The organism is Streptomyces nodosus, assembly GCF_008704995.1.
Lineage (GTDB): Bacteria > Actinomycetota > Actinomycetes > Streptomycetales > Streptomycetaceae > Streptomyces > Streptomyces nodosus.
Genome location: NZ_CP023747.1, coordinates 5,420,205 through 5,443,124 on the forward strand (window position 1 = coordinate 5,420,205; position 22,920 = coordinate 5,443,124).

The following is a 22,920-nucleotide window of genomic DNA, read 5'->3' on the forward strand; positions in this document are numbered from 1 at the left end:
GCGCGCCGCCCCCGCCCCGCCGTGGCCGACCGCTCCCAGTCCGGCGGCCGGCCACGGCGGACCACGACCCGACCGGAACGAGGTATGCGATGCACGCACCCGCCACGAGCCGAAGGGCGCTCCCGCCCGGGGAGCCGCTCTGATGCCCGGCCTCGGCGAGGTGACCCGCGGCCGGGTCCTCTTCGGCGGCGACTACAACCCCGAGCAGTGGCCCGAGGAGATCTGGCACGAGGACGTCCGGCTGATGAGGGAGGCGGGCGTCACCACCGTGACCGTCGGGGTCTTCTCCTGGGCCAGGCTCGAACCCCACCCGGGCGCACGGGAGTTCGGCTGGCTGGACCGGCTGATGGACCTGCTGCACCACAACGGCGTCGGGGTCGCCCTCGCCACCCCCACCTCCGCACCGCCCCCCTGGATGGGCCGGCTGCACCCCGAGACCCTGCCCCGCGACGAGGACGGCCACATCGAATGGTGGGGCGGGCGCCAGCACTTCTCCCACTCCAGCGCTGTCTACCGGCGCCACGCCGCCGCGATCACCGAGGACCTGGCCGCCCGCTACGCCGCCCATCCCGCCCTCACCCTGTGGCACATCAACAACGAGTACTGCACCTTCGACCACGGCGACGAGGCCGCGGCCGCCTTCCGCCGCTGGCTCCGCGAGAGGTACGGCACCCTCGACGCGCTCAACACCGCCTGGGGCACGGCCTTCTGGGGCCAGGTCCACGACAGCTGGGACGGCATCCTGCCCCCGCGCCGCGCCCACTATCTGAAGAACCCCGCCCAGCTGCTGGACTTCCGGCGCTTCACCTCCGACATGCTCCTCGAGTGCTACACGGCGGAGCGCGACATCGTGCGCCGGCACACCCCGCACATCCCGGTCACCACCAACTTCATGCCGCTCTGGACGGGACAGGACGGCTGGGCATGGGCGGAGCAGGAGGACATCGTCTCCGTCGACCTCTATCCCGACCCGCGCGACCCCCTCGCGGCGCAGCACGGCGCGCTGGTCCAGGACTTGACCCGCTCCCAGGCCCGGGGGCCCTGGATGCTGATGGAGCAGGCGGCGGGGGCGGTCAGCTGGCGCGGCGTCAACCACCCCAAGCCGGCGGGCCTCAACCGCCTCTGGTCCTTCCAGGCCGTCGCCCGGGGCGCCGACGCCGTCTGCTACTTCCAGTGGCGGCAGTCCCGGCAGGGCGCGGAGAAATTCCACTCCGGGATGGTCGGCCATGCGGGGGAGCGGGGCCGCACCTTCCAGGAGGTCACACGGATCGGGGCCGAACTGGCCGCGCTCGGGCCCGAGGTGGCGGGCAGCGAGGTCACCGCCGAGGTGGCGGTGCTGCACGACTGGCACTCCTGGTGGGCCGGAACCCAGGACGGCCGCCCGTCCCGCGAGGTCGACCACCCCGCCCTGCTGCACGCCTGGCACCGTGCCCTGTGGGAGTCCCGTCTCACCACCGCCTTCGCCCACCCCGAGCACGATCTGTCCGGGTACCGGCTCGTCGTCGCCCCGGCGGCCTATCTGCTCACGGACGCGGCGATCGAGAACCTCCTGGCGTATGTGCGCGACGGCGGCACCCTGGTCAGCGGCTTTCTGTGCGGAGTGGTGGACGAGGACGACCGGGTGCGCCCCGGTGGCATGGACGCCCGGCTGCGCGCCCTGTTCGGCATCGAGACGCTGCACGAGTGGTGGCCGCTGGAGGCCGGGGAGAGCGTCGTGTGCGAGGGCCCGCACGGCGGCTTCCGGGGCACCCTGTGGTCCGAGGAGCTCCGGACCCGGCCGGAGGCGGTGGCCGCGCGCTACCGGGGCGGCGAACTCGACGGCCTCCCGGCGGTGTCGAGGCAGGGGCGGGCCTGGTACCTCTCCACTCTTCCCGAGCCGGAGGCGCTGCGCGAGCTGCTCGCCGGCATCGCCGCCGAGGCGGGCGTACGGCCGGTGCTCGAAGGACTGCCCGACGGGGTCGAGGCGGTCCGGCGCGGGAAGCTGCTCTTCGTGCTCCACCACGGTCGCGAACCGGTCACGGTCGCGGTGCCGGGCACCCACCGCGAGCTGCTCACCGGCGAGACGGTCAGGGACTCCCTCACCCTGGGCCGGTACGGAGTGGCGGTGCTGCGGTCATGAGCGACCGTCCCGCCGCCGGCACCTGGGAGCCGGAGCCCGCCGCCCGCTGGGAGGACGCCTTCCTCAGCGGCAACGGCCGCCATGGCGCCATGGTGACCGGCGATCCCCGGGACGACCGGGTCATCGTCACCCACCACACCCTGCTGCGCCCCAACGGCAGCGAGCACGCCCGGCCGCCCGAGCTGGCCCACCGGCTCGCCGAGCTGCAGGACCGGCTGCTCGCGGGTGACACGGCGGCCGCCGAGGACTTCACCGACGGGCGGGAGCTGAGCTGGGTGCAGCCCTTCCACCCGGCGTTCCAGCTGCGGTTGCGGCGGCCCCCCGCCGAGCAGCACGGCTACCGGAGGTCGGTGGACTTCACCTCGGGCGTGGTCACCGCCGGCTGCGGGGAGTGGAGGAGCAGCGTCTTCGTCTCGCGCGCGGACGATGTGATCGTGCAGCGGGTGACCGCCCCGGGACCCGAGCTGCGCCTCGGTCTCGACCACCGGCTGCCCGGCGCCCCACCGGACCTGGCCGTCGGACAGGGGACGGCCCTCACCGCGGAGGGGGCGCTGCTCACCCTGAGCGCCCGCTACCCGGACAGCGAGCGCGGCTACACCGGGGTGAGCGTGGTGGCGGTCGACGGCGGCCGGACGGCCCTGTCCCCCGAGGGCGCCTGTATCAGGGACGCGGAGTCGGTGCTGCTGCTGACCCGGGTGCGGCGGCACACCGGCGAGCCGGACGCACCGGCGGAGGGAGAGGCCCTGCGCGCCCTGCTGACGGCCGGGGACGGCGATCCCTACGACGCTCTCCTGGACCGCCATCTCGCGCTGCACCGCACCGCCTATCTGCGCGCCGGTCTCTCGCTCGACGCCGACGACGCCGAACGGGCCCTGCCCGGCTCGGCGTTGCTGACGCGCCCCACCAGCCCCGCGCTCCTGGAGCGGTTGTTCGCCGCAGGCCGCTATCACCTGCTCAGCTCCAGCGGCATGCTGCCGCCGCGGCTCACCGGCCTGTGGACGGGCGACTGGAACACGGCATGGTCCGGCGGGTTCACCGCCGACGCCAACCTCCCCCTCCAGACCGCCTCCGCGGTGGCCGCGGCCCTTCCCGAGGTCACCGAGGCGCAGGCGGCGCTGATCCACCGCCGGCTGGATCACTGGCGGGAGAACGCCCGCGCGATCTTCGGCGCCCGGGGTGTCGTCGCGCCCTGCCACAGCGACGGCGAGTCCGGCCACAGCCACCACTTCCAGCGGGAGTACCCGCTCCATCTGTGGACCGCGGGCGCCGACTGGCTCCTCACTCCGCTCGTCCAGCACGACGAGACCTCCGGCCGACGCGATCCCCGGACCGCCGCGGCCCTCGCCGAAGTCGCCCGGTTCTACGAGGACTTCCTCACCCGGACCGACCGGGACGGCCGTCTGGTCGTCGTCCCCTCCTACTCGCCCGAGAACCGCCCCGCGAACGCGAGCTGGGGTACGGTCGACGCCGCCATGGACCTCTCGGCGGCCCGGCACGCACTGCGCACGGCCGCCGACTACCACCCGGAGGCGGCGGCCCGGCTGCGGGCCCTCGCCGACCGCCTCCCGCCCCATCGGATCAACGCCGACGGCGCCCTCGCCGAATGGGCCCGGCCGGGGCTGGAGGACTCCTACGACCACCGGCACCTCAGCCATCTCTACGGCGTCTGGCCGCTGGACGAGATCACCCCCTACGACACCCCGGATCTCGCGGCGGCCGCCCGGGAGGCACTGCGGCGGCGCGGCGCCGAGAACGACTCCGCGCACGGTCACCTCCACCAGGCGCTCGTCGCCGCCCGGCTGGACGACCGCGCCCGGGTGGCGCACGCCCTGGGCCAGGTCCTGGCGGGCGACTACTTCCATGCCTCCCTGATGAGCGCCCACTACCCCCACCGCGACGTCTACAACGCCGACGCGGCCCATGCGCTCCCCGCCGTGGTCGTCGAGGCGCTCGTCCGGTCGACCCCCGGCAGGCTGGTGCTGCTGCCCGCGCTCCCCGCCGGGTACCCCGGGGGACGGCTCCACGGGATACGCACCCGGTTCGGCGCCGAGGTCGACCTCACCTGGTCACCCGGGCACGCCCGGGCCGTCGTACGTCCCACCCGCAGCTGCCGTGTCGACCTCAGGACTTCCGCCGGCGCACGACCGCTCGACCTCGTCGCCGGCGAAGACTGCGTCCTCGACCTGGGGCCGCAGCAACCGCAGCACTTCCCCCCACCCATGGAAGGGACACCATGGCACCACACCTCCTCGGCAGGCTCACCACCGCGCTGATCGCCCCCGCGCTCGCCCTCGGAGCCACCGTCGGCCTCGCCTCGGCCCCCGCCCAGGCCGCCGTCTGGAACTCCTGCGACCAGTGGGGCAACACCACCCTGAACGGCTACACCCTCTACAACAACATCTGGGGTTCCGGGACCGGCAGCCAGTGCATCTGGGCCAACTCCGGCACCAACTGGGGTGTCCGGGCCGACCACCCCGACACCGGGGGCATCAAGTCCTACCCCAACGCCAAAAAGGTGATCAACAAGTCGATCACCTCCCTCTCCTCGCTCACCAGCAAGTACAACGTCACGGTCCCGTCCCGGGGCGCGTACAACACCTCGTACGACATCTGGGACACCGGCTACCGGTACGAGGTCATGCTCTGGGTCAACAAGACCGGGGCCGTCGGGCCCCTCGGCACCGCACAGGGCAGTGTGACGCTCGGCGGTTCCAGCTGGAACGTCTACAAGGGCAACAACGGCTCCAACGACGTCTTCTCGTTCATCCGCAGCGCCAACTCCAGCTCCGGCAGCGTCGATGTGCTGCCGATCCTCAAGTGGATCAAGGACACCAAGGGCTGGTTCGGCAATGTGACCATCGGTGATGTGCAGTTCGGCTACGAGATCACCTCCTCGTCCGGCGGCCTGGACTTCACCACCGACAGCCTGACCGTCAGCAGCAGCTGAGCCACGGTGCCGGGCGGTGCGGCCGGCCTCCGGCGGGGGCCGGCCGCACTCCGGCCGCTAGTGCCGCGGCAGGCACCGTTTGCCCGTGAAGGAGCGGCGTCGTGGGGGCACCTCCCGCGCGAGCGCAGTCGAGCGTGGGGGAGCGTGCCGGGCGTCGCGACGGGGCGAACGGTGCCTGTCGGGGCACTAGCCGGTGATCGGCAGCTCGGCCCCGTCCCGCAGGAACAGCGGGATACGGTCCAGCGGCGCCTCGACCGTGACGGCCGCACCGCCCCGGTACGACTGCCCGGACCAGGCGTCCCGCCAGCGAGCGCCCGCCGGAAGGTGGACGGTGCGGGCCGTGGCGCCCGCCGTGAGCACCGGGGCCACCAGCAGATCGGGGCCCAGGAGATAGGCGTCGTCCACCGACCAGGACGCCCGGTCGCCGGGGAACTCCAGGAACAGCGGACGCATCACCGGCAGGCCCTCCTCATGGGCCTCGCGCATCACCCTCAGGATGTACGGCTTCAGCCGCTCGCGCAGCCGCAGACAGCTCTCCAGGATCGCGCCGGCCTCCTCGCCGTACGACCAGACCTCGTTGGGGCCGCCGGTCATCGCCGGCCCCAGCGGCATCCCCGGGTCGCGGAAGCCGTGCAGCCGCATCAGCGGGGACAGCGCGCCGAACTGGAACCAGCGGACCATCACCTCACGGTAGGCCGGGTCGTCCGGGTCGCCGCCGTGGAAACCGCCGATGTCGGTGTTCCACCAGGGGATGCCGGACAGCGCGGTGTTGAGGCCCGCCGCGATCTGCCGGCGCAGGGTGGCGAAGTCATGGCCGATGTCCCCGGACCACAGGGCCGCGCCATGGCGCTGACTGCCCGCCCACGCCGAGCGGTTGAGGGTGACGATCTCGCTCTGCCCGGCGGCCAGCAGACCCTCGTGGAAGGCGCGGGAGTTCTCCCGCGGATAGAGGTTGCCGACCTCCTGGCCGGGGCCCGCCCAGTACCGCAGATTCTCCGGGAAGCCCGGCTTCAGCTCCGGCTCGCAGGCGTCCAGCCAGAACGCCCTGATGCCGTACGGATCCAGGTAGTTCTCCTTGATCCGTGACCACAGGAACTCCCGCGCCTCGGGGTTCGTGGCGTCGTAGAAGGCGATCTGGACGGTGGAGGCGACCTCCTTGTCGGGCCAGTCCGCATGGGCCAGGGGCCCGTACTGGGTGCCGATGAACCAGCCGCGCTGCTCCATGACCGGGTGGTTCTCCGACAGCGGGGACACCGACGGCCACACGGAGACGGCCAGCTCGATGCCCATCTCGCGCAGTTCCCGCACCATCGCGGCCGGATCCGGCCACTCGGCGGGGTCGAACTTCCACTCGCCCAGATGCGTCCAGTGGAAGAAGTCGCAGACGATGACGTCGATCGGCAGCCCGCGCCGCTTGTACTCCCGGGCCACGGCGAGCAGTTCGTCCTGGGTGCGGTAGCGCAGCCTGCTCTGCCAGAAGCCCGCCGCCCACTCGGGCAGCATCGGCGTCCGGCCGGTGGCCGCGCTGTAGCGGCGCTGCCCGTCGGCCGGGTCGCCCGCCGTGATCCAGTAGTCGATCTGACGGGCCGAGTCGGCGACCCAGCGGGTGCCGTTGCCCGCCAGCTCGACCCGGCCGATCGCCGGGTTGTTCCACAGCAGGGTGTAGCCGCGGTTCGAGGTGAGCACCGGGACCGAGACCTCGGCATTGCGCTGGACGAGATCCAGGACCAGGCCCTTCTGGTCGAGGCGCCCGTGCTGGTGCTGGCCGAGGCCGTACAGCTTCTCGTCCTCGTAGGCGGCGAAGCGCTGCTCCAGCCGGTGATGGCCGTTGCCGACCGCCGTGTACAGGCGGGGCCCCGGCCACCAGAAGTGGGCGCGCTCCTCGGCGAGCAGTTCGGCCGAGTCCTCGGTGCGCAGAAAACGGATCAGACCCTCGGCGCTCACCTCCACGGTGAGCGCCCCGACCGTCAGCCGGCCGCTTTCGGCCTCGATCTTGACGGTGGACCCGCAGGACGGCGGATCGTCGAGCAGGGCACCCGGCAACCCCTCGAGCACCGGGCCGCCGAGCCGGGCCCGCACCCGGACGGCGTCCGGACCCCAGGGCTCGACGCGTACGGTCTCCTGGCGGCCGCTCCACTCCAGCGCGCCGTCCCGCTCGCGGAACGTGCCCCGGGTGGGGGAGGACTGGGCGAGACTGACCTGAGGCTCTTCGGGGGGCTGATTCACGGGGGCTCCTGGAGGAATGCCGACAGGAAGGTGCCGGGAGGACGGATCGGCGCCCGCGGACCCGCCCGGCGGGGCGCCCCGGGGCCGGGCTGGACGGTCCGGAGCCCCGGCTCAGGACACGGCCGGAGCCGGACCCGTGCTCGCCCGGACCGTCAGCTCCGGCGCGAGCAGCACCACTTCGTCCGTGCCGCGCCCGTCCAGCTTGGCGACGAGCAGTTCGACGGCGCGCCGTCCCATCTCCTGTGCGGGGATGGCGACGGAGCTCAGCCGCACCGACGCCTGGGTGGCGACCTGCTCCGGGCAGATCGCCAGCACGGAGACGTCCTCGGGCACGGCCCGGCCCTGCTGGCGCAGCAGCGCCAGCAGCGGCTCGACCGCGGACTCGTTCTGCACGACGAACCCCGTGGTGCCCGGCCGCTCGTCGAGGACCCGGGCCAGAGTCAGGGCCATCGCGTCGTACCCGCCCTCACAGGGGCGGTGCAGCACCCGCAGTCCCAGCTCCCGGGAGCGGGACCGGAGGCCGTCGAGGGTGCGCTCCGCGAAGCCGGTGTGCCGCTCGTAGACGGCGGGTGCCTCGCCGATGACGGCGATGTCGCGGTGCCCCAGCGTCGCCAGATGCTCCGCGCACAGCGCGCCGGTGGCCCCGAAGTCCAGGTCGACGCAGGTCAGCCCGGCGGTGGAGGCGGGCAGCCCGATGAGCACCGACGGCTGGTCCGTGGCACGCAGCAGCGGCAGCCGTTCGTCGTCGAGCTCGACGTCCATCAGGATCATCGCCTCGGCGAGGCCGCTGCCGGTGACCCGGTGCACCGCGTCGGGGCCCTCCTCGCCGGTGAGCAGCAGCACGTCGTACCCATGGGCGCGCGCCGCGGTCGCCACGGCGATGGCGATCTCCATCATCACCGGCACATACATGTCGGTGCGCAGCGGAACCATCAGCGCGATGATGTTCGACCTGCTGCTCGCCAGGGCGCGGGCCCCGGCGTTCGGGTGATAGCCGAGCTCCCGGATGCTCCGCTCGACCCGCTGACGGGTGGACGCGGAGATGGACCGCTTGCCGCTGAGGACATAGCTCACCGTGCTCGCCGACACTCCGGCGTGCTGGGCGACCTCGGCGAGGGTGACCATCCAGCTCTCCCAGCGTAGTGAAGCGCTTCGACGGTGCGCGTGGTGCGGAACAGAGGTGTATGAGGGACTGACAGTAGCCCGGTGGGGGAGGGCTGTCCATAGGTCGTCGAAGCGCTTCGACAGAGAAATTCCCAGGGGGCACTCGGGGCCCGGGCCGGCTTGACACCGGGCGGTGTCCGGGAGCGGCGGCCCAGACGTTTTTCCGGGCGGACGGCTGCGCGAGGACTGGTGAGCTCGCCCCGAATCGGGTACCAACGATCGAGTAGCACCGATCGGTAACGTACGCCCCCGAGAGCAGGGTTCGGCACTCTTGGCGCCCGTACGGGATCTTGATCGGTATACGCCCCACACGCCCCATAGAACCCCGATTCGCGGCGAGGTGAGCCTCATGTCCGCACCAACCGCCCCCACTCCCAAGCCCACCGTCACCGAACGTGAGGCACGCCAGGTCGCCGAGGCCGCGCGTGAGCAGCACTGGCGCAAGCCCAGCTTCGCCAAGGAGCTGTTCCTCGGCCGCTTCCGGCTCGATCTGATCCACCCCCACCCGCTGCCCGCCGACGAGGACGTACAGCGCGGCGAGGAGTTCCTCGCCAAGCTGCGCGACTTCTGCGAGACCCAGATCGACTCCGCCCGCATCGAGCGCGAGGCCCGGATCCCCGACGAGGCGATCAACGGGCTCAAGGAGCTCGGCGCCTTCGGTATGAAGATCGACACGAAATACGGCGGTCTCGGCCTCACCCAGGTGTACTACAACAAGGCGCTCGCTCTGGCCGGCTCCGCGAGCCCCGCGATCGGCGCGCTGCTGTCCGCGCATCAGTCGATCGGCGTACCGCAGCCGCTGAAACTCTTCGGCACCCAGGAGCAGAAGGACACCTTTCTGCCCCGCTGTGCCCGCACCGACATCTCGGCGTTCCTGCTCACCGAGCCGGACGTGGGATCCGACCCGGCCCGGCTGGCCACGATGGCCGTCCCGGACGGGGACGACTACATCCTCGACGGGGTCAAGCTGTGGACCACCAACGGTGTGGTCGCCGATCTGCTCGTGGTCATGGCACGGGTCCCGAGGTCCGAGGGCCACAAGGGCGGCATCACCGCCTTCGTGGTGGAGGCCGCCTCGGAGGGCGTCACCGTCGAGAACCGCAATGCCTTCATGGGGCTGCGCGGACTGGAGAACGGCGTCACCCGCTTCCGTGGCGTCCGGGTCCCGGGGCGCAACCGGATCGGTGCCGAGGGCGCGGGCCTGAAGATCGCGCTGACCACGCTGAACACCGGCCGGCTGTCCCTGCCCGCGATGTGCGTGGGAGCGGGCAAGTGGTGTCTGAAGATCGCCCGTGAGTGGTCGGCGGCCCGCGAGCAGTGGGGCAAGCCGGTCGCGCTGCACGAGGCGGTCGGCTCGAAGATCTCCTTCATCGCGGCCACCACCTTCGCGCTGGAGGCGGTCGTCGATCTCTCGTCGCAGATGGCCGACGAGAACCGCAACGACATCCGGATCGAGGCCGCCCTCGCCAAGCTGTACGGCTCCGAGATGGCCTGTCTGATGGCCGATGAGCTGGTCCAGATCCGCGGCGGCCGTGGCTTCGAGACGGCCGAGTCCCTGAAGGCCCGCGGCGAGCGGGCGGTGCCGGCCGAGCAGATGCTGCGCGATCTGCGGATCAACCGCATCTTCGAGGGCTCCACGGAGATCATGCATCTGCTGATCGCCCGCGAGGCGGTGGACGCCCATCTGTCCGTGGCCGGCGATCTGATCGACCCGGACAAGTCCCTGGCCGACAAGGCGAGGGCCGGGGCGAACGCCGGGGTCTTCTATGCCAGGTGGCTGCCGAAGCTGGTGGCCGGGCAGGGCCAGGTCCCGGGCGCCTACGGTGCGTTCCACCACCATGTCGATCTCTCGCCGCATCTGCGGTTCGTCGAGCGCAACGCCCGCAAGCTGGCCCGCTGCACCTTCTACGGAATGTCCCGCTGGCAGGGGCGGATGGAGACCAAGCAGGGCTTCCTCGGGCGGATCGTCGACATCGGCGCCGAGCTGTTCGCGATGAGCGCGGCCTGTGTACGTGCCGAGCATCTGCGCGCGAGCGGGGAGCACGGGCGGGAGGCGTACCAGCTCGCCGACGCCTTCTGCCGGCAGTCCCGGATCCGCGTCGACGAGCTGTTCGGCCGACTGTGGAGCAACACGGACGAACTGGACCGCACGGTGGTCAAGGGCGTGCTGTCCGGCACCTACGCATGGCTGGAGGAAGGGGTCATTGACCCGTCGGGCGAAGGACCCTGGATCGCCGACGTCACCCCGCCGAAGAAACCCCGGCCCGATGTGCGCAGGGTGATCCCCAAGAGCTGACGCCGGGACGCCGCAGGGTCCGGCCCCCGGGGGCCGGACCCTGCGGTCATCTCCGGAACCGAAGCGTCCGGGGGCTCAGCAGTACTTGTGGTCCTTGTTCTTCTTGGTCCAGGAGCACGAGGAGACCTTGCTCCCGTTCGCCTTGGTGAGCGTGGCCGTGTCCCCCGTGTTGTTCCAGACATAGGCCCGGCGGTTCTGGTACTTGTCCGCCGTCGTGTCCTTGCCCTGGCCGGTGTGCACCTTCATCGTCTTGTGCGCGCCGATCTTCACATCGGGGAAGGTGTACCGGTGGTTCGAGGCGTCCTTCAGGATCCAGCCCTTCAGCGAGACCGCGGAGGAGCCGTTGTTCTTGATCTGGACCCACTCGCCGTTCAGGCTCTTGTTCGAGCGGTCATCCTTGCCGGGGCTGTCGAACCAGACGTGGTAGACGGCCACACCGCCGGCGGCCTGTGCCGGAGTGGCGAGCGCGGCCGTGGCCATCAGGGCCGCGGCGCCCGCGAGTGCGGGCAGGGCAGCGCGTACGCGCATGGAGAATCCCCCCAGGATCTCGTCCATCGGCCGGTCGGACACCGGCCGGGAATGAAGTGTTATCACATGACCTTCACCTGTTCTTCATGGAAGCTGTTTCGCTTCCCTTCGGCCCGGAAGGCTGGTATGTCACACGCCCGAGGGGCGCACTGTCCTGCGGGCGGTGCCATGCGGCAAGAATGGGGGGATGAGTGACAGCCCAGCTCCTCTTGCCGACCCCCATCTCTTCTTCGACCCCGTGGACGGCGTCCGGGACGTCGTGATCCTCGGCTCCACCGGTTCGGTCGGCACCCAGGCCGTCGACCTCGTGCTGCGCAACCCCGACCGGTTCAAGGTCACCGGGCTCTCCGCCAACGGCGGCCGGGTCGCCCTGCTCGCCGAGCAGGCCCGCCGTCTGCGGGTGAGCACGGTCGCGGTGGCGCGCGAGGACGTCGTACCGGCACTGCGCGAGGCCCTGTCGGCCCAGTACGGTCCGGGAGAGCCCCTTCCGGAGATCCTCGCCGGACCCGACGCGGCCACGGAGCTGGCCGCCTCCCCCTGCCACACCGTGCTCAACGGCATCACCGGCTCCATCGGCCTGGCGCCCACCCTCGCCGCCCTGGAGGCGGGCCGTACGCTGGCGCTCGCCAACAAGGAGTCGCTCATCGTGGGCGGCCCGCTGGTGAAGGCCCTGGCCAAGCCCGGTCAGATCATTCCGGTGGACTCCGAGCACGCCGCGCTCTTCCAGGCCCTGGCCGCCGGCACCCGAGCCGATGTGCGCAAGCTCGTCGTCACCGCCTCCGGTGGCCCCTTCCGCGGGCGTACCCGGGCCGATCTGGCGGATGTGACCCCGAAGGACGCCCTCGCCCACCCCACCTGGGCCATGGGACCGGTCATCACGATCAACTCCGCGACCCTGGTGAACAAGGGCCTGGAGGTGATCGAGGCGCATCTGCTCTACGACATCCCCTTCGAGCGCATCGAGGTCGTCGTCCACCCCCAGTCGTACGTCCACTCGATGGTGGAGTTCACGGACGGATCGACCCTGGCCCAGGCCACGCCCCCCGATATGCGCGGGCCGATCGCCATCGGTCTCGGCTGGCCCGAGCGGGTGCCCGACGCGGCGCCCGCCTTCGACTGGACCACCGCGTCGACCTGGGAGTTCTTCCCGCTCGACCATGAGGCCTTCCCCTCGGTGGGGCTCGCCCGGCACGTGGGGCAGCTCGCGGGCACGGCCCCCGCGGTGTTCAATGCCGCCAACGAGGAGTGCGTCGACGCGTTCCTGAACGGCACGCTCCCGTTCAACGGGATCATGGACACGGTCACCCGGGTGGTCGGGGAGCACGGCACTCCGTCCTCCTCGACGTCGCCCGAACGGGCGGACCCCCACCGCACGGGAACTTCCCTGACCGTCGCGGACGTCCTCGAAGCGGAGGCCTGGGCACGCGCCCGGGCCAGAGAACTGACGGCACAGACGGCAACCGCGGAGGCTCGTGCATGACGACCCTGATGATGATCCTCGGCATAGTCGTCTTCGTGGTCGGCCTGCTGGTCTCCATCGCCTGGCACGAGCTGGGACATCTGTCGACGGCCAAGCTCTTCGGCGTCCGGGTGCCGCAGTACATGGTCGGCTTCGGCCCGACCATCTGGTCGCGGAAGAAGGGCGAGACCGAGTACGGCATCAAGGCGGTTCCGCTCGGCGGCTACATCCGCATGATCGGCATGTTCCCGCCGGGCCCGGACGGCAGGATCGAGGCCCGCTCCACCTCACCGTGGCGCGGAATGATCGAGGACGCACGAGCGCAGTCCTTCGAGGAGCTGCAGCCCGGTGACGAGAAGCGCCTCTTCTACACGCGCAAGCCGTGGAAGCGGGTCATCGTCATGTTCGCGGGCCCCTTCATGAACCTGATCCTCGCCGTGGTGATCTTCCTCGGTGTGATGATGTCCTTCGGCGTCCAGACCCAGACCACCACGGTCTCCAAGGTCTCCGACTGCGTCATCCAGCAGAGCGAGAACCGTACGAAGTGCGCCAAGGAGGACCCGGCCGCACCCGCCCTCGCCGCCGGCCTCAAACCGGGCGACAAGATCGTCGAGTTCGACGGAACCCAGGTCAAGGACTGGTCCGCCCTCCAGTCCGACATCCGAGCCAACCCCGGCAAGGACGTCACCATCGTCGTCGAGCGCAAGGGCCAGCGGGTCGATCTGCACGCCCACCTGATCAAGAACCAGGTGAGCAAGACGGACGGCAACGGCGGCTATGTCGAGGGCAAGTACGTGTACGCCGGATTCCTCGGCTTCACCCCGGCCAGCGGCATCGTCCAGCAGTCCTTCGACCAGTCCGTGCACCGGATGGGCGACATGATGCAGAACGGCGTCGAGTCGCTGGTCGCCCTGCCCGGAAAGGTTCCCGCCCTGTGGGACGCCGCCTTCGGCAACGCCCCGCGCCAGCCGGACTCCCCGATGGGCGTGGTGGGCGCGGCCCGTGTCGGCGGCGAGGTGTTCACCCTGGACATCCCGCCGTCCCAGCAGATCGCGATGATGCTGCTGCTCGTCGCGGGCTTCAATCTGTCCCTGTTCCTGTTCAACATGCTTCCGCTGCTGCCGCTCGACGGCGGGCACATCGCGGGCGCCCTGTGGGAGTCGCTGCGCCGCACCGCGGCCAAGGTGCTGCGCCGCCCCGACCCGGGCCCCTTCGACGTGGCGAAGCTGATGCCGGTCGCCTATGTGGTGGCCGGGGTCTTCGTCTGCTTCACACTGCTGGTGCTGATCGCGGACGTGGTCAATCCCGTGAAGATCTCCTGATGCGACGGTGGCCGGGAAGTGTCCTGTTTCCCGGCCACCGTCCGATGGAGGGGTTTACGGACCGTGATGCGCTGGGGCCCGCCCGCGTGCCGTAGTCTCAAACCCTGGAGCCCGTCGTTCCGGGACCGGATCTCGATCCACACCTTGGGGTTGCACAGCAGATGACTGCGATTTCACTCGGCATGCCGTCCGTTCCGACCAAGCTCGCCGAGCGCCGGAAGAGCCGGCAGATCCAGGTCGGTTCCGTGGCGGTGGGCGGGGACGCACCGGTGTCGGTGCAGTCGATGACGACGACGCGTACCTCGGACATCGGTGCGACGCTTCAGCAGATCGCTGAGTTGACGGCGTCGGGTTGTCAGATCGTGCGGGTGGCGTGTCCGACGCAGGACGATGCGGATGCGCTGGCGGTGATCGCGGGGAAGTCGCAGATCCCGGTGATCGCGGACATTCATTTCCAGCCGAAGTATGTGTTCGCGGCGATCGAGGCGGGCTGTGCGGCGGTCCGGGTGAATCCGGGCAACATCAAGCAGTTCGACGACAAGGTCAGGGAGATCGCGAAGGCGGCCCGGGACCATGGCACTCCGATCCGGATCGGGGTGAACGCGGGGTCGTTGGACCGGCGGCTGCTGCAGAAGTACGGCAGGGCGACGCCGGAGGCTCTGGTGGAGTCGGCGCTGTGGGAGGCGTCGCTGTTCGAGGAGCATGATTTCCGGGACATCAAGATCTCGGTGAAGCACAACGACCCGGTGGTGATGGTCGAGGCCTACCGTCAGCTCGCGGCGCAGTGTGACTATCCGCTGCATCTGGGGGTGACGGAGGCGGGTCCCGCGTTCCAGGGGACGATCAAGTCGGCGGTCGCGTTCGGTGCGCTGCTGTCGCAGGGGATCGGGGACACGATCCGGGTGTCGTTGTCGGCGCCTCCGGTGGAGGAGATCAAGGTCGGTACGCAGATCCTGGAGTCGTTGGGGCTGCGTCAGCGGGGGCTGGAGATCGTGTCGTGCCCGTCCTGTGGTCGGGCGCAGGTGGATGTGTACAAGCTGGCGGAGGAGGTCACGGCGGGTCTGGAGGGCATGGAGGTGCCGCTGCGGGTCGCGGTGATGGGCTGTGTGGTCAACGGTCCCGGGGAGGCCCGGGAGGCGGATCTGGGGGTGGCCTCGGGCAACGGCAAGGGGCAGATCTTCGTCAAGGGCGAGGTGATCAGGACCGTGCCGGAGTCGAAGATCGTGGAGACCCTGATCGACGAGGCGATGAAGCTCGCCGAGCAGATGGAGAAGGACGGCATCGCCTCCGGAGAGCCGTCGGTCTCGGTGGCCGGCTGAGCCCCGCCCCTCCACCATCTCACTCGCGCTCCGTCACCTACCCGGTGACGGAGCGTTCGTGTACGGACACCCGACACCCCCGCACCGCAAGGGAGTCGGGTCTCCACCGGCCTGCGGCACCCTCCGCCGCGCGCCGATCCGCCCCGCCTGACGGCGACTTCACGACACGCGGCGACAACGGGGGCGCCCTGCCCGGTCGTTGCGGCCCCGGCCGGACCGTCGGCTCGGGTGGGCCCTCCCAGGAGCCGCCCTGCTCGCCCGCCGTCGGCGGCCGGTCCCCGGCACGACCCCGGCCGTGCCTCGCGGGCCCAGGGATCACCACGGGATCACCCGCCCCACCGGGCCGTCCACGGGACGAGATGCCGGGCGGCGCCGTCCGGGCGCGCCAGGTACAGTGCGGAGATCAGCAGAACCCAGGGTGAGGCTCCCGTACGTGTTGACGCAGACCACCACTCGGGTCCTCGAACCGAGTGACCTGGACGCCGCGCTCGCCGTCCTCGACCGCGAGCCGGTGGCGAACGCTTTTGTGACGTCCAGGGTCCAGGTCGCGGGCCTCGACCCCTGGCGGCTCGGCGGCGAGATGTGGGGCTGGTACGAGGACGGCATGCTGACCTCGCTGTGCTACGCGGGCGCCAACCTCGTCCCGCTCTGCGCCGGCCCCCGCGCGGTACGGGCCTTCGCCGACCGCGCCCGGCGCATCGGCCGCCGCTGCTCCTCCATCGTCGGGCCCGCCGAGGCCACCGCCCAGCTGTGGCGGCTGCTGGAGCCGACCTGGGGTCCGGCCCGCGAGGTCCGTACCCGTCAGCCACTCATGGTCACCGACCGTATGCCCGACGACATCACTCCGGACCCCTACCTCCGCCGCGTCCGCAAGGACGAGATGGAGACGATCATGCCGGCCTGTGTGGCGATGTTCACCGAGGAGGTCGGCGTCTCCCCGCTGGCCGGCGACGGAGGACTGCTCTACCAGGCCCGGGTCGCCGAACTCGTCGGCTCCGGCCGGTCGTTCGCCCGCCTCGACCAGAACGGCAAGGTCGTCTTCAAGGCCGAGATCGGCGCCGCGACCACCCGCGCCTGCCAGATCCAGGGCGTCTGGGTCGCCCCCGAGTACCGCGGCCAGGGCCTCGCCGCCCCCGGCATGGCGGCGGTGCTGCGCTATGCGCTGGCGGACGTGGCCCCCGTGGCGAGCCTGTATGTCAACGACTTCAACACCGCCGCGCGGCGGACCTATCTGAGGGTGGGCTTCCAGGAGGTCGGGGCGTTCATGAGCGTGCTGTTCTGACCGGGCAGGCACCGGGACCCGAGCCCCGCGGCGGGTCCGGGGATCCAGGTGCCCGGCCGGGCGGGAGCCGCCCCCTGAACGACGGTGCGGGGCCCCTGTAGGCTCCCCGCATGCTGCGCTTTCCCGGTCACGGTCACCGCCGGCCCGACGAGGTCGCGATCGGCCCCCTGGATCTGTCGGCCCGCGTGGACGAGGCGCTCGCCGTGCAGGCCGTCGCGTTCGGGCTCGGCGCCGAGGAGATCGCCGTACGCCGCCAGATCGTGCTGCGGCACATGACCCACCCGGGGGCCCGCGCGCTCGGCGCCACCACCCGCGACGGGCGGCTCGTCGGATTCGTCTACGGCATGCCCAACGACCGCACCCACTGGTGGTCCACCGTGGTCGAACCGTATCTGCGCGCCCGGGGCAACGACGCCTGGCTCGACAACTCCTTTGTGATCACCGAGTTGCATGTCCATCCGCACCACCAGAACCGCGGCATCGGACGCGCCCTGATCACCGCCCTCACCGACGGCGCCTCCGAACCGCGCTCGATCCTGTCGGCCATCGACACCGACAGCCCGGCCCGCGGCCTGTACCGTTCCCTGGGCTACGAGGACCTGGCGCGGCAGGTGTACTTCCCCAGCGCCGCCAAGCCCTACGCCGTGATGGGCGCCCCCCTGCCCCTGCTCAGGCCCCGGGGCGGCCCGGAGGGTCCCTGACGATTACCGCCCGCACCTGCCGCCCGGCTAACCTCCTAGCGATACCCTCCCCCACTCTCGGTTCGCTCGAGCGGGGGGATCCCGATCAGCAGGAGTCGAGAAACCATGGCGAACGCACCGGTCCAGCGCATGTCCCAGTTGATGGCGAAGACGCTGCGCGACGACCCGGCGGACGCCGAGGTCCTCAGCCACAAGCTGCTGGTCCGCGCCGGCTATGTCCGCCGCACCGCCGCCGGAGTGTGGACCTGGCTGCCGCTCGGCAAGAAGGTCCTCGCCAATGTGGAGCGCATCGTCCGCGAGGAGATGGACGCGATCGGCGGCCAGGAGGTGCTGCTCCCCGCCCTGCTGCCGCGCGAGCCGTACGAGGCGACCGGCCGCTGGGACGAGTACGGCGCGGAGCTGTTCCGCCTCAAGGACCGCAAGGGCGGCGACTACCTGCTCGGTCCCACCCATGAGGAGATCTTCACCCTGCTGGTGAACGACCAGGCGTCCTCGTACAAGGACCTGCCGGTCATCCTCTACCAGATCCAGACCAAGTTCCGTGACGAGGCCCGGCCCCGCGCGGGCATCCTGCGCGGCCGTGAGTTCCTGATGAAGGACTCCTACTCCTTCGACCTCACGGACGAGGGCCTCGCCGAGTCGTACGCCCTGCACCGCCAGGCCTACCAGAGGGTGTTCGAGCGGCTCGGCCTGGACTACCGCATCTGCGCCGCGACGGCGGGTGCGATGGGCGGCTCCAAGTCCGAGGAGTTCCTCGCCCCGGCCGCCGCCGGCGAGGACACCTTCGCGGACTGCCCGAACTGCGACTTCGCCGCCAACACCGAGGCGATCACCTATGAGCTGACGCCGGCCGACGGCTCCGGTGTGCCCGCGGCGGAGGAGATCCCGACCCCCGACACCCCGACCATCGAGACCCTGGCGGCCTCGCTGGGCGTCCCGGCCTCCGCGACGTTGAAGAACCTCCTGGTCAAGGTCGACGGCGAGATCGTCGCCATCGGTGTGCCCGGCGACCGCGAGGTCGACCTGGGCAAGGTCGAGGCCCACTTCGCCCCGGCGACCGTCGAACTGGTCACCGCGGAGGACTTCGAGGGCCGCCCGGACCTGGTCCGCGGCTATGTCGGCCCGCAGGGCCTGGAGAAGGTCCGCTACGTCGCCGACCCGCGCGTCGCGCCCGGCACCTCCTGGATCACCGGTGCCAACAAGGAGGGCCTCCACGTCAAGAACGTGGTCGCGGGCCGTGACTTCGAGGTCGACGCCTATGTGGATGTCGTGGTGGTGCAGGAGGGCGACCCGTGCCCCCGCTGCGGCACCGGGCTCAAGCTGGACCGCGCCATCGAGATCGGGCACATCTTCCAGCTGGGCCGCAAGTACGCCGACGCCCTCAAGCTCGACGTCCTCGGCCAGAACGGCAAGCCGGTCCGCGTGACCATGGGCTCCTACGGCATCGGTGTCTCCCGCGCGGTTGCCGCGCTCGCCGAGCAGACCGCCGACGAGCAGGGGCTGTGCTGGCCCGCGGAGGTCGCCCCGGCCGATGTGCATGTGGTGGCGGCCGGCAAGGCCGTGCAGACCGAGCTGGCCCTCGACATCTCCGGCAGGCTGGCCGCGGCCGGTGTCCGGGTCCTGGTCGACGACCGGGCCGGAGTGTCGCCGGGCGTGAAGTTCACCGACGCCGAGCTGATGGGTGTGCCGCAGATCCTGGTGGCGGGCCGCCGTTCCGCCGAAGGCGTCGTGGAGCTCAAGGACCGCAGGACGGGCGAACGCGAGGAGCTGACGGTGGACGAGGCCCTCGCCCGCCTGACGGCCTGAGCCACACCCCGCCCACGAGCGGCCGCCGGTCCCCGACCGACGGCCGCTCGCCGATTTCAGCACCGGGAGCCACCACCCCGACCGGCACACGGCGGTCTGCGAGACGCCTGACGACCACACGCCCGACGCCCGGGGGAGAGGCCGAGGCCCCGTGCCCCGGGCTGCGGGCGGCGCACCGCTCATCGGCCCTCGACGCGGGCGCGGCCGTCCCGCGCCCAGCGTGCGGTCTGCCACTGGCTCGGCGCCGGTCCGCGCCGCGTCGCGGGGATCGCGACGCGACCGCCGATGCCGGACCGGTCGGCGCGCGACGACCGGTCCGCTCAGGTCGGCGCGCGGGCCCGCACAGGTCCGTGCCACCCCGCGGGCGTCGGCGTCCGGCGCTCCCCGGGCACAAGAGCCGGCCCGCCGTCCGTCCGGCCGTGCTGACAGTCCGGCTGAGTGCCGAAAGGCCCGGACGTCGGGCCTCCTTACCCGGCGGTCGTACTCCACCGGCCACGCCGGGGCTCGTTCGACCGGGTGCAGGCCCGTCCGGCCGTGCTGACAGTCCGGGTGAGTGTCGGAAGGCCCGGACGCCCGGCCTTCTGCCCCGGCGGTGGTCCTCTACGGGTCATGCCGGAGTTCCTGAGGCGGGCCGGGGGCCGCCGGGCCTCCGGGGCCGGGCGTTGTGGTCGTCAGGGGTCTCGCAGACCCAGCCGGACTGTCAGCGCGGCCGGAACCGCGCGCTGACCTGAGCGGACCTGTCCCGAAGTGCGCCGACCCGCGTCGGCCGGTTCCGCATCGAGGGGCGCGACGCGCCGCGGACCGGCGCCGGCCCAGCGGCAGACCGCATGCTGGGCACAGGACGGCCGCGCCCGCGTCGAGGGCCGATGAGCGGTGCGCCGCCCGCAGCCGCCCGCAGTCCGGGTCGGCCGGGTCGGGGAGCGGTCACAGCCAGGTGGCGAACTCCAGCAGTAGTTCCGCGTCCTGGGCGCGGCCGACCCGGTGGGCCCGTATGCCGGACTCGACCGCCCGGAAGAGCGTCCAGCCGCGCAGCCGTTCCTGGTCGAGTTCCAGCGACTCCGCGAGCCACTTCACCCGGCGGCGGGTGATCGACGCCCCGGAGGGCGCCGCGATCAGGTCCTCCACCCGGTCCCGCACCAGCCGCGCCAGATCGAAGGCGCACTCGCCGACCACCGGATCCGGACCCACCGCCAGCCACGGCAGCCGCTCCCCGGCGAGCACCTTGCTCTGCCGGAAGGTCCCGTGCAGCAGTCGCTCCTCGGGCGGGGCGGCCAGCAGTGCCTCACGGGCCGCGAGCGCCGCGTCGACCAGCGGGGTGAGCGCGGCGTCCCGTTCCGCCTCGGCCCGCATCGCCCGGGCCTGTCGCTCGGTCCGCACGGCCACCGTCTCGAAGGAGTGACCGGACGGCGGTTCCACCCACAGCCTGCGCAGCGTCCCGGCCGCCTCCAGCAGGGCCTTGGCCTCCGGCAGCGACCGCACGGACAGCTCCGGGTGCAGCCGTTCGAGCAGCAGTACGCCCTGCTCGGAGCCGGAGTCCAGGAGGCGTACGGCGCCGGAGCCGCCCCAGTGCGCCAGCGCGGCGCGCTCGCTCTCCGGCCGGGCCCGGGGCGGCGCCAGTTTCAGCACGGCGGGGGTTCCGCCGGCCTGCCGCACCAGCAGCACCAGACTGCTGCGACCGCCCGGCGCCTGCACCCGCTCCACGGTCACCCCGTGCACCTCGGCGGCCTGCCGGACCAGCTCCCCGAGCCGGTCCAGCCACTCGGCGCCGCCCTCCGGGTGCGTCTCGCCGAGCGCCCTGACGAGGCGCTGCGGCGGTTCGAAAGCCATGCGCGAGGTGTTCCTTCCAGGTCGGCTTCGCACGCGTGGGGCGTACGCCTCAGGTCCGTGGTGTCGCCGACGTGCTGGGGACGGCCGCCGCCCGCTCGGCGAGACCAGGGAAGGCTACGCTCTCACCGCTCCAGCGCACCGCCCGCACCGCTGCCTCCCGCAGCGCGGCGGTGGCGAGGCTCCGCCTGGCGTCCGTCGAGGCGCGGACGAGGTCGGAGTACACCGCGGCCACCCGCTCCTCCAGTTCGGCGGCCAGCCGCACGGCGGCGGCGGAGTCGTCGACCGTGAAGGGAAGCGCGTAACCCGCCGCGGCGGCGTCCGGGCTGCCGCCCAGATCCCGTACGGCGCGGGCCAGTTCGTCCCGTCGCGCGCGGTGCGCGTCGTAGGCGTCCCGGGCCTCCTGCCGGCGGGCCCGCTCGATCCGGCCGCCGACGACGCCGTAGCCGTAGACCGCGGCGTGCTCGGCGCGCAGCGCGGCCCGTACCGCCGTGAGTTCCGCGCTCTCGGCCCGCGTCGAACCGGTGGCCGTGCCCGGTGTGCTGGTGGTCGTGCTCACTTACCGCCCTCCGTCAGCAGATATGCGTGGACCGCCCCGGCCGCCGCCACGGACGCCATCAGCCGCGCGGACTCGCCCGGCAGGTCCAGCAGCGCCTCGGCCCGCCGGTCGGCCAGATTCCGCTCGGCCGTCGCCAGACCCTTGAGCGCGGCCTTGGGGTCCTCGGGCACCGAAGACGCACCGGCCGACGCCGACGCCGACGCCGATCCGGACGCGGACGCCGGTCCCGACGCCGAGGACGGGACCGCCCCCGACGCCGAGGGCGTGACCGACGCGGACGCGGACGCGGACGCCGGCGACGAAGCCGATGCCGAGGCGGACCCCGAAGCGGCCCCCGAGGCACCGGAGGCCCCGCCGAACGCCTGTACGTGCCTGAGGACTTCGGCGCGCAGCGGCCGCAGCCGGTCCGCCAGCCCCGGATGGGCGGCGATCACCTGCGCATACCGCTCGGCCAGCGCCGCGCTGTCGCGGGCCGCACGCGCGCGGGCCCGGTCCGCGGAGGAGAGAGCGCTGCTCCGGGCAGCCGGATCGGGGGCGGCGGAGCACCCCGCCAGCAGTGCGACACCCGCGGCCGAGGCGAGCAGGCTCCTTCTGCGGACAGAGGCGCGCGAAAACGGAGGGAACGGCACGGCAGACGTCCTCGGGAGATCCTCGGGAGACCTGATACGAACGGATGGGCGGCTCGCCCATGATCACCGTACCCGCGCGCCGCTCCCGTGCCCGCCATCGGCTCGGCCGATCGCACCCCGGCCAGGCGGTGACGGCACAGGCGGACGGCAACACTCCCCGGGACCGGATACCCTTTGACCTGACACGCGACCATCCCACAACAGCACACGCGGCCGAGGAGTCACCCGGATGAGCACCACCCAGAGCGAGAGGCTGCGAGAGCTGCTGGAACCGCTCGTGAAATCCCAGGGACTCGATCTCGAAGAGATCGTCGTGGAATCCGTCGGACGCAAGCGGGTGCTGCGCGTCGTCGTCGACTCCGACACGGGAGCCGACCTGGATCAGATCGCCGATGTGAGCCGTGCGCTCTCGGCGAAGCTCGACGAGAGCGACGCGATGGGCCAGGGCGCGTACGACCTGGAGGTCGGAACCCCGGGCGCGGAACGCCTTCTCGAGGAACACCGTCACTTCGCACGGGCCGTCGACCGGCTCGTGCGGTTCCAGCTGGCCGAGGACGGCGAACTGGTCGCCAGGATCCTGACGGTGGACGACGAGGGCCTCGATCTGGAGGTGCCCGGCGTGAAGGGCCGCAAGGCCACCACCCGCAGGCTCCTGTTCCCGGAGATCACCAGGGCGCGCGTGCAGGTCGAGTTCAACCGCAAGGACAAGAAGGACATGACGGAAGAGGAGGAGGCGTAG

Annotated in this window: 17 protein-coding genes; 11 read left to right on the forward strand and 6 right to left on the reverse strand. The window is 71.8% G+C overall.

The window, feature by feature from the left end; genetic code table 11:
* The first annotated feature begins 142 nt into the window (after positions 1-142).
* From CP978_RS24490 to CP978_RS24500, 3 genes are read left to right on the forward strand one after another with little or no spacing between them, the layout of a single operon-like run.
* Entirely contained in the window at positions 143-2,119 is a 1,977-nt protein-coding gene (locus tag CP978_RS24490; protein ID WP_043444326.1) for a beta-galactosidase, read from the forward strand.
* On the forward strand, positions 2,116-4,392 hold the full coding sequence (locus CP978_RS24495; RefSeq protein ID WP_079162292.1) for a glycosyl hydrolase family 95 catalytic domain-containing protein: 2,277 nt from the start codon (positions 2,116-2,118) through the stop codon (positions 4,390-4,392). Before CP978_RS24490 ends, CP978_RS24495 begins: the two co-directional genes overlap by 4 nt.
* Positions 4,353-5,066 carry a glycoside hydrolase family 12 protein gene (locus tag CP978_RS24500; RefSeq protein WP_043444328.1) on the forward strand — a complete coding sequence of 238 codons (714 nt, stop codon included), beginning with the start codon at positions 4,353-4,355 and terminating at the stop codon, positions 5,064-5,066. Before CP978_RS24495 ends, CP978_RS24500 begins: the two co-directional genes overlap by 40 nt.
* 186 nt (positions 5,067-5,252) lie before the next feature.
* On the opposite strand, the gene CP978_RS24505 is transcribed toward CP978_RS24500, so the two are convergent.
* On the reverse strand, positions 5,253-7,292 hold the full coding sequence (locus tag CP978_RS24505; RefSeq protein WP_043444330.1) for a glycoside hydrolase family 31 protein: 2,040 nt from the start codon (positions 7,290-7,292) through the stop codon (positions 5,253-5,255).
* 111 nt (positions 7,293-7,403) lie between these two features.
* Positions 7,404-8,417: a LacI family DNA-binding transcriptional regulator gene (locus CP978_RS24510; protein WP_043444332.1), complete on the reverse strand. Its 1,014-nt coding sequence runs from the start codon at positions 8,415-8,417 to the stop codon at positions 7,404-7,406.
* Positions 8,418-8,805: 388 nt separating this feature from the next.
* On the opposite strand from CP978_RS24510, the gene CP978_RS24515 reads away from it, so the two are divergent.
* Positions 8,806-10,752, forward strand: coding sequence for an acyl-CoA dehydrogenase family protein (locus CP978_RS24515; protein WP_043444334.1), 1,947 nt, complete (start codon positions 8,806-8,808; stop codon positions 10,750-10,752).
* A 75-nt stretch (positions 10,753-10,827) separates the two neighbouring features.
* Here the strand turns inward: CP978_RS24515 and CP978_RS24520 are convergent, their stop codons facing one another.
* Positions 10,828-11,280: a lamin tail domain-containing protein gene (locus CP978_RS24520; protein WP_079162552.1), complete on the reverse strand. Its 453-nt coding sequence runs from the start codon at positions 11,278-11,280 to the stop codon at positions 10,828-10,830.
* A gap of 187 nt (positions 11,281-11,467) precedes the next feature.
* Between CP978_RS24520 and dxr the strand changes: the two genes are divergently transcribed.
* The 6 genes from dxr (at position 11,468) to CP978_RS24550 (ending at position 19,169) form a co-directional block, all read left to right on the forward strand.
* Positions 11,468-12,760 carry a 1-deoxy-D-xylulose-5-phosphate reductoisomerase gene (gene dxr / locus CP978_RS24525; RefSeq protein ID WP_150478301.1) on the forward strand — a complete coding sequence of 431 codons (1,293 nt, stop codon included), beginning with the start codon at positions 11,468-11,470 and terminating at the stop codon, positions 12,758-12,760.
* Positions 12,761-12,768: 8 nt separating this feature from the next.
* Complete coding sequence (locus tag CP978_RS24530) at positions 12,769-14,061, forward strand: M50 family metallopeptidase (protein WP_174498736.1); 1,293 nt, start codon at positions 12,769-12,771, stop codon at positions 14,059-14,061.
* Positions 14,062-14,222: 161 nt separating this feature from the next.
* Entirely contained in the window at positions 14,223-15,380 is a 1,158-nt protein-coding gene (gene ispG, locus CP978_RS24535; RefSeq protein WP_043444338.1) for a flavodoxin-dependent (E)-4-hydroxy-3-methylbut-2-enyl-diphosphate synthase, read from the forward strand.
* Positions 15,381-15,813: 433 nt separating this feature from the next.
* Entirely contained in the window at positions 15,814-16,662 is an 849-nt protein-coding gene (locus tag CP978_RS24540; protein ID WP_043444340.1) for a GNAT family N-acetyltransferase, read from the forward strand.
* 110 nt (positions 16,663-16,772) lie between these two features.
* Entirely contained in the window at positions 16,773-17,363 is a 591-nt protein-coding gene (locus tag CP978_RS24545; protein WP_043444342.1) for a GNAT family N-acetyltransferase, read from the forward strand.
* A gap of 105 nt (positions 17,364-17,468) precedes the next feature.
* The gene (locus CP978_RS24550) at positions 17,469-19,169 is read left to right on the forward strand and encodes a proline--tRNA ligase (protein WP_043444344.1); all 1,701 of its coding nucleotides are present in this window, start codon (positions 17,469-17,471) and stop codon (positions 19,167-19,169) included.
* A 924-nt stretch (positions 19,170-20,093) separates the two neighbouring features.
* Here the strand turns inward: CP978_RS24550 and CP978_RS24555 are convergent.
* From CP978_RS24555 to CP978_RS24565, 3 genes are read right to left on the reverse strand one after another with little or no spacing between them, the layout of a single operon-like run.
* A complete protein-coding gene (locus tag CP978_RS24555) occupies positions 20,094-20,996 on the reverse strand; it encodes an aminoglycoside phosphotransferase family protein (protein WP_043444346.1) in 903 nt (300 codons plus the stop codon).
* Between the two features lie 49 nt (positions 20,997-21,045).
* Complete coding sequence (locus tag CP978_RS24560; protein ID WP_043444348.1) at positions 21,046-21,552, reverse strand: ferritin-like domain-containing protein; 507 nt, start codon at positions 21,550-21,552, stop codon at positions 21,046-21,048.
* Positions 21,549-22,181: a hypothetical protein gene (locus CP978_RS24565; protein ID WP_227745434.1), complete on the reverse strand. Its 633-nt coding sequence runs from the start codon at positions 22,179-22,181 to the stop codon at positions 21,549-21,551. Before CP978_RS24565 ends, CP978_RS24560 begins: the two co-directional genes overlap by 4 nt.
* A 229-nt stretch (positions 22,182-22,410) precedes the next feature.
* Here CP978_RS24565 and rimP point away from each other — a divergent pair, with 229 nt between their 5' ends.
* Entirely contained in the window at positions 22,411-22,920 is a 510-nt protein-coding gene (gene rimP, locus CP978_RS24570) for a ribosome maturation factor RimP (RefSeq protein WP_043444350.1), read from the forward strand.

Coding starts and splice junctions, on each gene's coding strand:
- CP978_RS24490 (WP_043444326.1), top strand. CDS start 143: ATGCCCGGCCTCGGCGAGGTGACCCGCGGCCGGGTCCTCTTCGGCGGC.
- CP978_RS24495 (WP_079162292.1), top strand. CDS start 2,116: ATGAGCGACCGTCCCGCCGCCGGCACCTGGGAGCCGGAGCCCGCCGCC.
- CP978_RS24500 (WP_043444328.1), top strand. CDS start 4,353: ATGGCACCACACCTCCTCGGCAGGCTCACCACCGCGCTGATCGCCCCC.
- CP978_RS24510 (WP_043444332.1), bottom strand. CDS start 8,417: ATGGTCACCCTCGCCGAGGTCGCCCAGCACGCCGGAGTGTCGGCGAGC.
- CP978_RS24515 (WP_043444334.1), top strand. CDS start 8,806: ATGTCCGCACCAACCGCCCCCACTCCCAAGCCCACCGTCACCGAACGT.
- CP978_RS24520 (WP_079162552.1), bottom strand. CDS start 11,280: ATGCGCGTACGCGCTGCCCTGCCCGCACTCGCGGGCGCCGCGGCCCTG.
- dxr (WP_150478301.1), top strand. CDS start 11,468: ATGAGTGACAGCCCAGCTCCTCTTGCCGACCCCCATCTCTTCTTCGAC.
- CP978_RS24530 (WP_174498736.1), top strand. CDS start 12,769: ATGATGATCCTCGGCATAGTCGTCTTCGTGGTCGGCCTGCTGGTCTCC.
- ispG (WP_043444338.1), top strand. CDS start 14,223: ATGACTGCGATTTCACTCGGCATGCCGTCCGTTCCGACCAAGCTCGCC.
- CP978_RS24545 (WP_043444342.1), top strand. CDS start 16,773: ATGCTGCGCTTTCCCGGTCACGGTCACCGCCGGCCCGACGAGGTCGCG.
- CP978_RS24550 (WP_043444344.1), top strand. CDS start 17,469: ATGGCGAACGCACCGGTCCAGCGCATGTCCCAGTTGATGGCGAAGACG.
- CP978_RS24555 (WP_043444346.1), bottom strand. CDS start 20,996: ATGGCTTTCGAACCGCCGCAGCGCCTCGTCAGGGCGCTCGGCGAGACG.
- rimP (WP_043444350.1), top strand. CDS start 22,411: ATGAGCACCACCCAGAGCGAGAGGCTGCGAGAGCTGCTGGAACCGCTC.